The following is a 14,018-nucleotide window of genomic DNA, read 5'->3' as shown; positions in this document are numbered from 1 at the left end:
AAAGCAAATTACAGATTAACATTTTGGTCTGTTTGCAAATAAAAAAAGTTTATTGAAACGAATTTCAATAAACTTTTATGCGTCTTGTTTACAAAATTTTAGAGTTTTGTAAACAGTTATTTTTGACTAATAAAACTATTTTAGATATTAGCTGCTAACCAATCACCAACTTCTTTTGTTCCATAAGCTTTACCACCATCGGCTAAATCTTCTGTAACAATTCCAGCTTCTAACGCTTTGTTAACTGCATCTCTCATTGCTTTTCCTTCTTCCATTAAACCGAAGTTTTCAAACATCATAGCAGCAGATAAAACAGTAGCCATTGGATTAGCAATGTTCAAACCAGTTGCTTGTGGATAAGAACCGTGAATTGGCTCAAACAAAGACACTTCAGCTCCCATAGATGCTGATGGCATTAATCCCATAGATCCTGAAATTACAGAAGCTTCGTCTGTTAAGATATCTCCAAATAAGTTTTCTGTAATCAATACATCATAAGAATTTGGCCATTGAACCAAACGCATCGCAACAGCATCAACAAATTCGTAAGAAACAGTTACTTCTGGATAATCTTTTTCCATAGCCTGAACCGTTTCTCTCCACAAACGGGAAGTTTCCATTACGTTGGCTTTGTCAACACAACATAATCTTTTGCTACGTGTCATTGCTAATTCAAAACCTTTTTTCGCTAAACGTTGTACTTCAGCTCTAGTGTAAACACAGTTGTCAAAAGCGGTATCTCCGTTGTCTTTTCTTCCTTTTTCACCAAAGTAGATTCCTCCGGTTAATTCTCTTAAGAAAACTAAATCAGTTCCTTCGATTCTTTCTCTTTTTAATGGCGATTTATCTAATAAAGATGGGAATGTAAAAGTAGGTCTTACGTTTGCAAACAAACCTAAAGCTTTACGCATTTTTAACAAACCTTGTTCTGGACGAACTGGTGCAGAAGGATCGTTATCGTATTTTGGGTGACCAATAGCACCAAACAAAACTGCATCAGCATTTTTACAAATTTCATGAGTAGAATCTGGATAAGGCTCACCAACTGCATCAATTGCAGCAGCTCCAGTTAAAGCTGGTTGCCAAGTAATTTCGTGTCCAAATTTTTGTGCAATTGCATCTGATACTTTTACTGCTTGATCAATTACTTCTGGTCCGATTCCGTCTCCGGCTAAAAGGGCGATGTTAAATTTCATTATTTTGATATTATAATTAATTATTTATTTCTATTCCAATGAGTTGGAATTTGGATTTTATTTTTTGGAATTTACTCCGTTACTGTACATTCAGCATTTTCTGTGTTGCTTTGATAGCCGCAACCGTTTGATCCGAATCCAAACCTCGGGTTTTGAATTCTCTTCCGTTGGCTGCCCAGGTGATGATGGTTTCGCACAACGCATCGGAACTACTTCCTGGTGGAATTCGAACGGCATAATCTGTCAATTTTGGTAACGTGAGTTTTTTGCTCTTGTATATTTTGGTCAAAGCATTCATAAAAGCATCAAATTGTCCATCGCCTTGAGCGTGCTCTTCGATAATTTCGTTATCGATTTTCAAACGCAATGAGGTTGTGGGCTGAAATCCTTTAGAATGCACTAAAGCATACGAATCAATAACAATTCTATCTTCATAAGTATGACTGTCCAAAACATCAGATATGATATAAGGCAAATCTTCTTTGGTAACGGTTTCTTTTTTGTCACCCAATTCGATGATGCGTTGAGTAACCAATTTCAAATCTTCGTTATTAAGGTGTAATCCTAACTCTTGCAGATTTTTTTCGATATTGGCTTTACCAGATGTTTTTCCTAAAGCATATTTTCGTTTTCTTCCAAAACGCTCCGGAAGCAAATTGTTGAAATATAAATTATTTTTGTTATCACCATCGGCGTGAATTCCTGCAGTCTGTGTAAATACATTGTCTCCAACAATTGGTTTATTAGCTGGAATTCTATACCCAGTAAAAGTCTCCACCAATTTACTTACCGAATACAAGGATGATTCTTTGATGTTGATTTGTACCTCGGGCATAAAGTCATTAATCACAGCAACAGTGCTTTCGAGTGGTGCGTTTCCTGCACGTTCTCCCATTCCGTTTACCGTAACGTGTAATCCGCTGATGCCTGCTTTTATAGCTTCCATCACATTGGCAACACTTAAATCGTAGTCATTGTGTGCATGAAAATCAAAATGAATGTTTGGGTATTTGGCTGTGATTTTAGCAATAAAGGCAAAAGTGTCTGAAGGAATAAGAACTCCTAAAGTATCAGGTAACAATATTCTCTTAACAGGTTGAGTCACTAAAAAATCCAAATATTGAAAAACATAATCTGGAGAATTACGCATTCCGTTACTCCAATCTTCTAGATAAACATTAGTAGCAATTCCGTTTTCATTGGCTAAAGCAATAGATTGTGCGATTTCAGAAAAATGCTGTTCTGGTGTTTTTTTTAATTGATGCGTCAAGTGATTTAAAGATCCTTTGGTCAATAAATTTTGCACTTTGGCTCCTGCCTTTTTCATCCATTCGATAGAAATTCCGCCATCGACAAAAGATAAAACTTCGATACGATTACTATATCCATTTTGCTCTGCCCAAGACATAATACCTTTTACACCTTGAAACTCACCTTCGCTTACACGAGCTGACGCTACTTCGATGCGATCTATATTTAATTCTTCTAGCAATAATTGCGCAATGGTTAATTTTTCTGCAGCAGAAAAGGATACTCCCGAGGTTTGTTCACCATCACGGAGCGTCGTATCCATTATTTCAATTTTTCTTCTTTCCATTTTAATATGATTTCGCTAATTTGAAATCGGGATATTGTATTTTGTATAAAACACTAAAAGCAGTTACTTCAGCAAATTCCAAAAAGGAATGCTTCCGTAACTGCATTTTGTAAAGGTTTTTTATTAGTAAGGAAGTTTGTCAGCAAAGCCAACAATTTCTTCTTTCATACTTTGTAAGTAATCAATATCATCAAAACCATTAAGCATATTGTTCTTTTTGTATCCGTTGATATCAAAAGATTCTTTTTGTCCAGTAGCCAATAAAGTAATCGTTTGCTCTGGCAAATTGATTTCCAATTGTGTGTTTGGATCTGCTTCGATAGCTTTGAAGATAGTTTCTGAAAATTCAGGACTCACTTGCACTGGTAAAACTCCAATATTCAAACAGTTACCTTTGAAGATATCTGCAAAGAAAGAAGAAACTACAGCACGGAATCCATAATCGTAAACTGCCCAGGCAGCGTGCTCACGAGAAGAACCTGAACCAAAGTTTTTTCCTCCAACAAGAATTTTTCCGCTGTATGTTTTATCGTTTAACACGAAATCAGCTTTTGGAGTATCATCTCCATTGTATCTCCAGTCTCTGAAAAGGTTGTCGCCAAAGCCTTCACGTTTTGTAGCTTTAAGGAAACGAGCCGGAATGATTTGATCAGTATCTACGTTTTCTATTGGTAGTGGCACTGCACTACTGGTAAGGATATTAAATTTATCGTATGCCATTTTTTGTAATTTTAGATTTTAGAATTCAGATTTTAGATTCTCATTTGAAATACTAAATTGGATATTCTAAAAATATTTTTTATTAATAATGTAAATCAATTTTAGTTGAAGCTATTTTTAGATTTTTAAATAACACCAAGTGAAATCTAAAATCTAAAATCTTCAATCTAAAATAAGTCTCTTGGATCAGTTAATTTTCCAGTAACCGCTGCTGCTGCTGCCATAATTGGAGAAGCTAACAACGTTCTTGAACCTGGACCCTGACGACCTTCAAAGTTTCTGTTTGATGTACTTACTGCATATTTTCCAGCAGGAACTTTATCATCATTCATTGCCAAACAAGCTGAACAACCTGGTTGACGCAATACGAAACCAGCTTCAGTAAGAATGTCTAAAATTCCTTCTTCTTTGATTTGTGCTTCAACAACATGAGAACCCGGAACTAACCAAGCGGTAACATTATCTGCTTTTTTTCTTCCTTTTACAATTTCAGCAAAAGCTCTAAAATCTTCGATACGACCATTGGTACAACTTCCCAAGAAAACGTAATCGATTTGTTTTCCAATCATTACATCATCTTCGTTGAAGCCCATATAAGCCAAAGATTTTTTATAAGTTTCCTCGCCACCTTCTACTTGGTCAGCACTTGGAATATGTTTAGAGATACCAATTCCCATTCCTGGATTGGTACCATAAGTAATCATTGGTTCGATATCAGAAGCATCGATATTTAATTCAGCATCAAAAACTGCATCAGCATCCGTTTTCAACGTTTTCCAATATTCAACAGCTTTTGTCCAAGCTTCTCCTTTTGGAGCGAATAAACGTCCTTCCAAGAAATCGAAAGTTTTTTGATCTGGTGCAATCATACCTCCACGAGCACCCATTTCGATAGAAAGGTTACAAACAGTCATACGGCCTTCCATAGACATTTCTTCAAAAACATTTCCGGCGTATTCAGCAAAATATCCTGTACCTCCGGAAGTAGTCAATTTTGAAATGATATACAAAGCCACATCTTTTGGTCCTACACCTTTGCTCAAAGTTCCGTTTACGTTGATACGCATTTTCTTTGGCTTTGGTTGCATGATACATTGCGTAGTCAAAACCATTTCCACTTCAGAAGTTCCGATACCAAAAGCAATAGCACCAAAAGCTCCGTGAGTAGAAGTGTGAGAATCTCCACAAACGATGGTTGCACCTGGCAAAGTAATTCCGTTTTCAGGACCTACTACGTGTACAATTCCATTTTTTTGGTGACCTAATCCCCAGTGAGAAATGCCATATTCTGCAGCGTTATCTTCCAATGCTTTCAATTGATTAGCAGATAAAGCGTCAGCAACAGGTAAGTGTTGGTTTATAGTTGGCGTGTTGTGATCGGCTGTTGCAAAAGTACGTTCTGGGTACAAAACCGAAACACCTCTTCCTTTTAAACCTAAAAAAGCAACAGGACTTGTAACTTCGTGAATGAAATGACGGTCAATAAAAAACACGTCTGGTCCATCTTCAATTTTACGTATTACGTGCGCATCCCATACTTTGTCAAATAATGTCTTACTCATTTTTAATATTTTTTAGTGTATTTCTCTTTTTTACAATTTTGGTAATTAGCCATAATTATAACAATGGGTGCAAATTTATAAAAAGAAATAAAGTTATCAATTTTACTATTCTACATATATACGATACCCAAAGTTGTTTTTACAACAGCTAACTAGTTCTGATAGTTAATAGTGATAAAACATTGTCTTTTAATTTTAACTTTAATTCTCTTTTTAATTGGGTTTTCAATTTAGCAGAAATGGTTTTGTTTTTTTGAAAAATCATCACGATTTTGGTCTAAACCAACTGTTTTTGAACCAAAAACCACAAAAAAACAAGCCAAAAAAGCAATAATTAACAATAATTATTGCTTTTATTTATTTTTAACTCATGCTACTATTTTGTTTTTTTACTCCTTCAAATAAAATTATTTAGACTATTTCTAATGCTTTTTTTTTGACAAAATACTACGACATCCAAAAAATAGATTTTTGATTTTTTTTTTGAATTTTGCAGAGAAAATTCACTTAAAAATGATTTGAGACAACCATTATTTTTTTCAGTTTAAAATCATTTTTGTTGATAACTTGAATTATGTTTCTACTCCAAAAAAAACTAAATTTGAAAATTGCTACCTATAGTTTTCTGTAGTTGCAATACATTAAAATTCAACTATGTACTTAATATTCGATACCGAAACCACAGGTTTGCCAAAACGTTGGGATGCTCCTATTACTGATTCTGACAACTGGCCTCGCTGCATACAAATCGCCTGGCAGCTGCATGACGAGATGGGAAAACTCATAGAACATCAGGATTATTTGGTCAAACCAGATGGCTTTAATATTCCGTATGATGCAGAACGAATTCATGGAATTTCGACCGAATTGGCCGAACACGATGGAATTCCTTTAGCGGAAGTTTTAGAAAAATTCAATATTGCTTTATCGAAAACCAAATTTATTGTAGGTCAGAATTTAGGTTTTGATGTAAACATTATGGGCGCAGAATTTCATCGTATGGGTGTGGATTCTCCGATGAGTACTATGCCTGTTTTGGATACTTGTACCGAGGTTACTGCTTCTCTATTAAAATTACCTGGAGGTCGTGGTGGTAAGTTCAAACTGCCTACTTTGACCGAATTGCACAGTTATTTATTCAACGTTCCTTTTGCGGAAGCGCACAACGCAACTGCCGACGTTGAGGCAACTACGCGTTGTTTTTTAGAATTAATTCGAAGAGAAGTTTTTACAAAAGAAGAGCTGGATGTTCCAAAGGATTATTTTGAAGAGTTTAAAAATAAAAATCCCCGTGAAATACAGTTAATAGGTTTAAGGCACATTAACCTAAAAGAAGCCTCGGATAAAATACGTCAGCAGTTTGGAGAGAAACAATCGACAGTAATTTCCAAACAAGAGCTTTCCAATAATGTTGAATTATTATCTGATGCTCGATTTGCGCATTTGCACAATCATACTCAATTTTCAGTTTTACAATCCACTATTGCTATTGGAGGTTTAGTTTCGGCAACAGCCAAAAATAAATTTCCCGCTGTGGCAATGACCGACACGGGGAATATGATGGGCGCTTTTCATTTTGTGAGTGCAGTAATGAACCACAACAAATCAGCTTCCACCAAAAACAAAGCCTTGGTCGAAAGTGGTGAAGAACCCACCGAAACCGAAATTAAACCCATAGTAGGTTGCGAATTCAATATTTGCGACAATCATTTGGATAAGACCAAAAAAGACAATGGCTATCAAGTAGTTTTGTTAGCCAAAAACAAAAAGGGTTATCATAATTTAGCCAAAATGGCTTCTATTGCCTACACGGATGGTTTTTATTATGTGCCTAGAATTGACCGAAACATTGTCGAAAAATACAAGGAAGACATTATGGTTTTGTCTGGGAATTTATACGGAGAAATTCCGAGTAAAATCCTGAATTTAGGCGAAAATCAAGCAGAAGAATCCTTGGTTTGGTGGAAAGCACAATTTGGCACCGATTTTTATCTGGAAATTATGCGCCACAATCAGGAAGACGAAAACAGGGTAAATCAAACCTTGATTGGATTTTCTAAAAAGCACAATGTCAAATTAATTGCGACCAACAATACTTATTATCTAAACAAACAAGATGCTAATGCTCATGATATTTTATTGTGTGTAAAAGATGGTGAAAAGCAGGCGACTCCTATCGGTCGTGGTCGTGGCTACCGTTATGGTTTACCCAATCAGGAGTATTATTACAAGTCGGAAGAGGAGATGAAAAAACTCTTCGCCGATTTACCAGAGGCTATTTCCAATATTCAAGAAATTGTAGATAAGGTTGAAATATACTCGCTTTACAGAGATGTTTTACTTCCAAAATTTGATATTCCATCCGAGTTTTTTGTTGTGGAAGATGAAGCCGATGGTGGAGTTCGTGGTGAAAATAAATACCTGCGACACCTAACGATGGAAGGTGCCAAAAAAAGATATGGCGATATTACACCCGAAATTCAGGAACGATTGGATTTTGAATTATTGACGATTTCCAATTCGGGTTATCCGGGTTACTTTTTGATTGTTCAGGATTTCATTGCCGAGGCTAGAAATATGGACGTTTCTGTTGGACCAGGTCGTGGTTCGGCTGCGGGTTCTGCGGTGGCGTATTGTTTGGGAATTACCAATATCGACCCCATTAAATACGACTTGCTTTTTGAGCGTTTCCTGAATCCCGATCGTGTGTCCATGCCCGATATTGATATCGATTTTGATGATGAAGGTCGTGGTCGAGTAATGGATTATGTAATTAATAAATACGGAAAAAATCAGGTAGCACAGATTATTACTTATGGTAAAATGGCAACCAAATCAGCCATTCGAGATACGGCTCGTGTATTGGATTTACCGCTATTTGAAGCCGACAGAATTGCCAAACTGATTCCGGGAATGATGCCTTCCAAATGGAATTTGGCACGTTTTATTTCGGAAAAAGAAGAGGATGTCAAAAAAGCCTTGCGTTCAGATGAATTCGAAAGTGTCAAAGAACTAATTGCTATTGCCAGTGGCGATGATTTAGCCGGAGAAACGATTCAGCAAGCAAAAATTTTGGAAGGTTCGATGCGAAATACGGGAATTCACGCCTGTGGAGTGATTATCACGCCTTCGGATATTACGAATTTCGTTCCTGTAACCACTGCCAAAGATTCGGATTTATATGTAACCCAATTTGACAACTCGGTTGCCGAAAGTGCTGGATTGTTGAAAATGGACTTCTTGGGTTTAAAGACTCTGACTTTAATAAAAGATACTGTTAAACTGGTCAAATATAGAACTGGAATTCAACTCGATCCCGACACTTTCCCGATTGATGATATAAAAACGTATGAACTGTTCCAAAGAGGAGAAACAGTTGGAATCTTCCAATACGAGTCACCCGGAATGCAAAAGTACATGAAGGACTTGAAACCGACAGTTTTTGGGGATTTGATTGCTATGAATGCTTTGTACCGACCAGGACCATTGGAATATATTCCGTCTTTCGTTCGAAGAAAAAATGGCGAAGAACCTATCGTCTATGATTTGGATGCTTGCGAAGAATACCTTGCAGAAACCTACGGAATTACGGTTTATCAGGAACAGGTGATGCTTTTGTCGCAATCTTTGGCTGGTTTTACTAAAGGTGAAGCCGACGTTTTGCGTAAAGCGATGGGTAAAAAATTAATAGATGTTCTGGCTAAAATGAAACCTAAATTCGTAGAACAAGCTTCTGCCAAAGGACATGACGCTACCGTTTTAGAAAAAATTTGGAAAGACTGGGAAGCTTTTGCCAGTTACGCCTTCAACAAATCACACTCAACTTGCTATGCTTGGATTGCTTATCAAACAGCCTATTTGAAAGCACATTACCCAGCCGAATATATGGCTGCGGTACTTTCGAACAATATGAGCGATATCAAGCAAGTTTCTTTTTTCATGGAAGAATGCAAACGCATGGGATTAAAAGTTTTAGGTCCTGATGTAAATGAGTCGTTTTATAAATTTACGGTAAACGACGAATATGCCGTTCGTTTCGGAATGGGTGCGATAAAAGGTGTTGGCCAAGGTGCTGTAGAAACTATTGTAGCTAATAGAAAAGACGGAAAATATAAATCAATTTTTGATTTGGCAAAGCGTATTGATTTGCGTGCAGCCAACAAAAAAGCATTCGAAAATCTGGCTTTAGCAGGCGGTTTTGATTCCTTTATTGGAACAACACGAGCACAATACTTTCATGATGATGGTGATGGAATTACGTTCTATGAAAAAGCCATTCGCTATGGAGCGAAATATCAGGAAAACGAAAATTCATCGCAGGTGAGCTTGTTTGGAGAAAGCAGCGATGTTCAAATTGCCGAACCCGTTGTACCACCTTGCGAAGACTGGAGCACGATGGAAAAATTGGCAAAAGAAAAAGAAGTAGTCGGTATTTATATTTCTGGCCATCCACTGGATGATTTTAGGTTTGAAATGAAATATTTTTGTAGTTCTAAACTAGAATCACTTAAAAATTTAGATTTGCATATTGGCAAAAATTTACATTTTGGCGGGATTGTATCTAATGTTCAAAGAAGAACGGCAAAGAACGGCAAAGAATGGGCTAGTTTCAATTTAGAAGGCTATGATGAAAGCTATGAGTTTAAAATTTTCAATGAGGATTATTTGAATTTTCATCGCTACTTATTACCTAACAATTTTGTTTATTTTAAAATACTCGTTAAAGAAGGTTGGGTTAATAGAGAAACAGGAAAAAAGTCGGATCCAAGAATTCAATTTGTTGATGCAAAACAATTACAAGACATACTAGGCATTTTTGCTAAAAAATTAATTATTCCACTAAATATTAAAGATTTACAGACAGATTTAATCCATAGATTGAAAACCATTTTTCAAGAAAACAGCGGTGATCACCAAGTTACTTTTGAAGTAATGGAACTGGAAACTATCCAAAAAAAGGTTGATGCAGCACCAATTGCCGTTGAAGTAGATGAAAATGAAATGATACTTGATGATGACGACACTACCCTAGAAACCGAAAACACGGTAGTAATTATGGAAAAAGAAATCGTAGAAGAAACCAAAATCATTACCTTTTTATCCATGCCCAGCCGAAAACTAAAAATCAAGATTTCGAATGAATTGTTAGTAGAATTGGAGAAAATGCAAGTGAATTTTAAGTTGAATTGATATGGAGGATAAAAAGAAAGTGTATTTGTTTATTGACGAAAGCGGTGATGCTTCTTTTTATGCCAAAAAAACAAACTACTTGTTGGAACAGATGGCTTTCAACCGTTATTGTTACTAGGATTGATAGTTTTAGAAGACAAAAAAGAAATATACAATTCTATTAAAAGTCTTCAAGAAGACATTAAAAATGACACATTATACAACTCTTTAAAATGTGTTTCAAATCCTAAAGGTTGGTATTTTCACGCTAGAAATGATCAACCAGAAATTAGAACAAAATTTATTGAGCTAATCAGAAAAATGGAAAATTTTAAATCTTATATTGTTATTGGAAGAAAACGTTTGGATTTATTTCACAAAAAGCATAATAAATCTGAAAGTGAATTTTATTTTGATATGGTCTATCATTTGTTAAAGGATAGATTAAACAGAGAAGACGTTTTTTATCAAATTTTATTATCAACCAGAGCTGGTAATTCAGGAGAAAAATTAAAGGAAGCTATCGAAAAAGCAATTGAAAGAGACAATAAAAAAAGGAAAAAACCAATAGCAATTCATTATGACTGTAGAACAATTCCAAGCGATATTACACCGGAGTTAAGTATTATTGATTATTTGATGTGGGCTTTACAACGCTATATTCTTCTCCAAGAAAGCAGGTTTTACAATGCTTTGGTAGAGAAAATGAATTTGATAATTGATTTATACGATTTTGAAAAATTTGGAAGTAAAAACAGTAATTATACCATCCTAAAAAAAATAAATTCGAGATAGAAAAAGCAAGCGAATTTAAAACTGATGGTTATATAAACAAAAAAAGCAATCTTTGATTAGCCGTACCAATACTGGTAACCTCTGCGAGTGCAGATTGTGCTATATCAAAATTGCCTTTGCAAATATAGATATAAACGAGATAAAACACCCTAAAAATACAAAATATTTAACACATTTGTTAATTGAGAGCCTTTACCAAAGTTTTAAATTTCGTTAAGATTGAGTCTAAAAGTCAAGATTCCGAATAGTTTTTTGGTTGAATTAAACCCATAAAAGATTACAACAAAAACTCCTCATAATTTTCGGGCGAAACTATTTGGGAGGTTACATTGGCATAATTTGTCGAAAAAGTGACAGGAATTTTATACTTCGATTTAGCGTTCCATTTTATTTCACAGGCCAAAATCTGGTCTTCATTTTTCTCTATATAATCTATTTCTTGTTGCTGTGTGGTTCTCCAAAAATAAAACTCACTTTCCTGCTGCTGAATATTCAAATATTTGATGCGCTCGCTTATGATATAATTCTCCCACAAACTACCAATATCCGTTCTTTGAGTCAAAGGATTGAAATTTCCAGTTACCGCATTGATAATTCCGTTGTCATAAAAATAGATTTTTTTGCCTTTTTTGATTTCATTTCGAACATTGTTAGACAACGCAGGAAGTTTAAAAATCACAAAAGCTTTTTCGAGCAAATCAATATATTTTTCAACCGTTTTATTGTCTATTTGAATCAATTTGCTCAATTCGTTATAATTGACTTCGCTTCCTATTTGCAAGGCTAATGCTTTGACGATTTTTTGAAGTAAAACAGGTTTCGAAATTTGATCCAGCAGAAATAAATCCTTGTATAAATAACTGTTGGCAATCAATTTGATGTGCTCTTTCGCATCTATCGGATTCGTAATTATTTCAGGATAATTGCCGAAGATAAGGCGTTGTTCCAAAGCTCTTTTTTCTTCTAGTAATCCGTTATGGTTTACCATTTCTGAAAAGGCAAGAGGATACAAAAACATTTCGTATTTTCTTCCTGTCAAAGGTTCGTTGAGTTTATTTGCCAATTCAAAACTTGACGAACCAGTAGCAATAACTTGCACCGATTTAATTTGATCTACAATGATTTTGAGTACAATGCCAATGTTGGTGATGCGCTGTGCTTCGTCAATCACTAGAATTTCATTGTCGCCAATGATGTTCTTCAGTTTCGTAACGTTTGGACTTTCGAATAAAACCAACACATCCGACTCGTCTCCGTTCAGGAAAAGTGTTTTTTTATTTAAGTCGGCAATTAGGTTTTGTACAAAAGTAGTTTTCCCCACCTGCCTTGGTCCAAAAACCAAAAGTGCTTTTCCTTTGAATAATCTTGCTTTGGCATAATGGGTTTGTTCTCTTCTTACCATAACGAATTGATATTGAAGAACAAAAGTAGTTTAATTGAATTTTAATTCCAAAATAATTATGTTTTTATTGGATTAAATTCCAAAATAATTATGTTTTTATTGGAATTAATTCCAAAATAATTATGTTTTTATTGGAATTAATTCCAAAATAATTATGTTTTTATAGAAATTAATTACTATTAACCCGTTGGGTGTAATTATTAAAAATAAAAGAATTTCAAAAAGATATAAAATTTAAACACATAGAATCATAGAAAAAAAGAGTTTTATAGCCCAATTGCTTCGCCTATTCGCTATCGCTCGGGTCTTGGGTTCACATAGCTATGTTTTTCTTTAATAAAGTGAAACGCCTTTCAAAATTTACAAAATCTATGTTTCTATGTGTTTAAAAATCAAAAATTTTGAATTACATCCAACGGGTTACTGTTAATTATTTCTTTTCTTTAGCTCTCAAACCAAAAGGGATTTTTAAATCGCCAGTATCGTACATATTGATATAGATATCTAAAGTGTCTTTACTCCCAATTTCGGTTAGTCTATAACGATCAAGCATTCCAGAATTGTTAATAAACCCATTGGGAGTTTTAAATGGACAACAACTACCCGCTCTGAAATACATCATCTTTCTATCGTTGGGCCCAAAAAGTGCATTTAAAAATCTTCGTTCGTTCAAAGGACCAGTGTTATCGTGTACTCCTCCTACTTTTATAGGATTGGATTTGTCATATCCGTAAGTTTTATCATCACTAGTTTCCGTTAACAAATACGTATTATTATCTAGCATTTCAACCTGTTTTGTTCTGGTATCACCTACACCTTTATCGGTGTCAGCAACATCATTACCTGCAACAATAGTTTTTGGAGAGGAACAGGATAAAATTACAAATACGATAAGTGGAATTATTTTTTTCATGTGCAATTTATAATGTTTTAATTGTAATAATCGACATCTGCTATTATAGTGGTTTTGGCACTAAATCAAACTCATTTTTCACAAATTTCTTTCAATTTGTCGAGTGCTTTTGGGTAGGACTGGTTCATGTAATCTACAAAATCTTGGGTGGTATCTAAATCAACAGTAACGGTGGTGGTACCATTGTTTTCTTCGAAAGTATAGTTTTCAAATCCGTTTGCCCATTTTTCTACTTCGGGGCCTTCTGTTATTTCCTTATCCGCTTTAAAAAGCCCATAATGTTGAATAGAAACAAATTGATTGGGAATGTTATCCACTATTCTGGAAACCATACCTCCTTTTTCTCCTTTCTCATCTACTCCAATAAATAGGATTTTATTTCCCTTGTCCCAACTTCCCTCAAATGTAGATGTAGGATTAAACAAAGCTGTCCATTGCTCATAAGTGGATTTATTGCTAATGCCCAGCATAAAATCATAGATCTTATTTGCAGTTGCATCTATACTGACTTTGAATTGTAACTTTTTCATAATAGTAGCTTTTTGGTTAATTTTTCAAGTTGTTATTATTTGTAATAGCAACGTTGTTCTAGATAACATTCGCTAGTACAAAGGTTTGAAACTAAATTAAGTACTATTTTCGAATTTGCCAAATCATCCAAAAT

At 34.9% G+C, this 14,018-nt stretch carries 9 protein-coding genes; 2 read left to right on the top strand and 7 right to left on the bottom strand.

What is annotated here, in order from left to right; all coding sequences use genetic code 11:
- Positions 1-140: 140 nt before the first annotated feature.
- From leuB to leuC, 4 genes are all read right to left on the bottom strand, one after another.
- Positions 141-1,196, bottom strand: coding sequence for a 3-isopropylmalate dehydrogenase (leuB, locus tag OZP15_RS03350; protein WP_269227066.1), 1,056 nt, complete (start codon positions 1,194-1,196; stop codon positions 141-143).
- Between the two features lie 79 nt (positions 1,197-1,275).
- The gene (locus OZP15_RS03345; RefSeq protein ID WP_281337005.1) at positions 1,276-2,793 is read right to left on the bottom strand and encodes an alpha-isopropylmalate synthase regulatory domain-containing protein; all 1,518 of its coding nucleotides are present in this window, start codon (positions 2,791-2,793) and stop codon (positions 1,276-1,278) included.
- 123 nt (positions 2,794-2,916) lie between these two features.
- The gene (gene leuD / locus OZP15_RS03340) at positions 2,917-3,513 is read right to left on the bottom strand and encodes a 3-isopropylmalate dehydratase small subunit (RefSeq protein WP_281337004.1); all 597 of its coding nucleotides are present in this window, start codon (positions 3,511-3,513) and stop codon (positions 2,917-2,919) included.
- 167 nt (positions 3,514-3,680) lie between these two features.
- The gene (leuC, locus tag OZP15_RS03335) at positions 3,681-5,075 is read right to left on the bottom strand and encodes a 3-isopropylmalate dehydratase large subunit (RefSeq protein ID WP_281337003.1); all 1,395 of its coding nucleotides are present in this window, start codon (positions 5,073-5,075) and stop codon (positions 3,681-3,683) included.
- Between the two features lie 654 nt (positions 5,076-5,729).
- On the opposite strand from leuC, the gene dnaE reads away from it, so the two are divergent.
- Complete coding sequence (gene dnaE / locus OZP15_RS03330) at positions 5,730-10,265, top strand: DNA polymerase III subunit alpha (RefSeq protein ID WP_281337002.1); 4,536 nt, start codon at positions 5,730-5,732, stop codon at positions 10,263-10,265.
- A gap of 300 nt (positions 10,266-10,565) precedes the next feature.
- On the top strand, positions 10,566-11,039 hold the full coding sequence (locus OZP15_RS03325; RefSeq protein WP_281337001.1) for a hypothetical protein: 474 nt from the start codon (positions 10,566-10,568) through the stop codon (positions 11,037-11,039).
- Positions 11,040-11,316: 277 nt separating this feature from the next.
- Here the strand turns inward: OZP15_RS03325 and OZP15_RS03320 are convergent, their stop codons facing one another.
- The 3 genes from OZP15_RS03320 to OZP15_RS03310 all read right to left on the bottom strand — a co-directional run bounded on the left by OZP15_RS03320 (position 11,317) and on the right by OZP15_RS03310 (position 13,884).
- The gene (locus OZP15_RS03320) at positions 11,317-12,441 is read right to left on the bottom strand and encodes an ATP-binding protein (protein ID WP_281337000.1); all 1,125 of its coding nucleotides are present in this window, start codon (positions 12,439-12,441) and stop codon (positions 11,317-11,319) included.
- Positions 12,442-12,871: 430 nt separating this feature from the next.
- Positions 12,872-13,354, bottom strand: a complete 483-nt coding sequence (locus OZP15_RS03315; protein WP_281336999.1) for a 2-dehydro-3-deoxyphosphooctonate aldolase — start codon at positions 13,352-13,354, stop codon at positions 12,872-12,874.
- A 71-nt stretch (positions 13,355-13,425) separates the two neighbouring features.
- Positions 13,426-13,884, bottom strand: coding sequence for an SRPBCC family protein (locus tag OZP15_RS03310; RefSeq protein WP_281336998.1), 459 nt, complete (start codon positions 13,882-13,884; stop codon positions 13,426-13,428).
- Between the last annotated feature and the right edge of the window lie 134 nt (positions 13,885-14,018).

Source organism: Flavobacterium eburneipallidum (assembly GCF_027111355.2).
GTDB lineage: Bacteria > Bacteroidota > Bacteroidia > Flavobacteriales > Flavobacteriaceae > Flavobacterium > Flavobacterium eburneipallidum.
The sequence above is the reverse complement of the archived record's forward strand: the minus strand, read 5'-3'. Positions and strand labels throughout refer to the sequence as shown.

What these genes read in the sequence shown, in the direction of transcription:
- leuB (WP_269227066.1), bottom strand. Translation starts at nt 1,196, where the DNA reads ATGAAATTTAACATCGCCCTTTTAGCCGGAGACGGAATCGGACCAGAA.
- OZP15_RS03345 (WP_281337005.1), bottom strand. Translation starts at nt 2,793, where the DNA reads ATGGAAAGAAGAAAAATTGAAATAATGGATACGACGCTCCGTGATGGT.
- leuD (WP_281337004.1), bottom strand. Translation starts at nt 3,513, where the DNA reads ATGGCATACGATAAATTTAATATCCTTACCAGTAGTGCAGTGCCACTA.
- leuC (WP_281337003.1), bottom strand. Translation starts at nt 5,075, where the DNA reads ATGAGTAAGACATTATTTGACAAAGTATGGGATGCGCACGTAATACGT.
- dnaE (WP_281337002.1), top strand. Translation starts at nt 5,730, where the DNA reads ATGTACTTAATATTCGATACCGAAACCACAGGTTTGCCAAAACGTTGG.
- OZP15_RS03325 (WP_281337001.1), top strand. Translation starts at nt 10,566, where the DNA reads ATGGAAAATTTTAAATCTTATATTGTTATTGGAAGAAAACGTTTGGAT.
- OZP15_RS03320 (WP_281337000.1), bottom strand. Translation starts at nt 12,441, where the DNA reads ATGGTAAGAAGAGAACAAACCCATTATGCCAAAGCAAGATTATTCAAA.
- OZP15_RS03315 (WP_281336999.1), bottom strand. Translation starts at nt 13,354, where the DNA reads ATGAAAAAAATAATTCCACTTATCGTATTTGTAATTTTATCCTGTTCC.
- OZP15_RS03310 (WP_281336998.1), bottom strand. Translation starts at nt 13,884, where the DNA reads ATGAAAAAGTTACAATTCAAAGTCAGTATAGATGCAACTGCAAATAAG.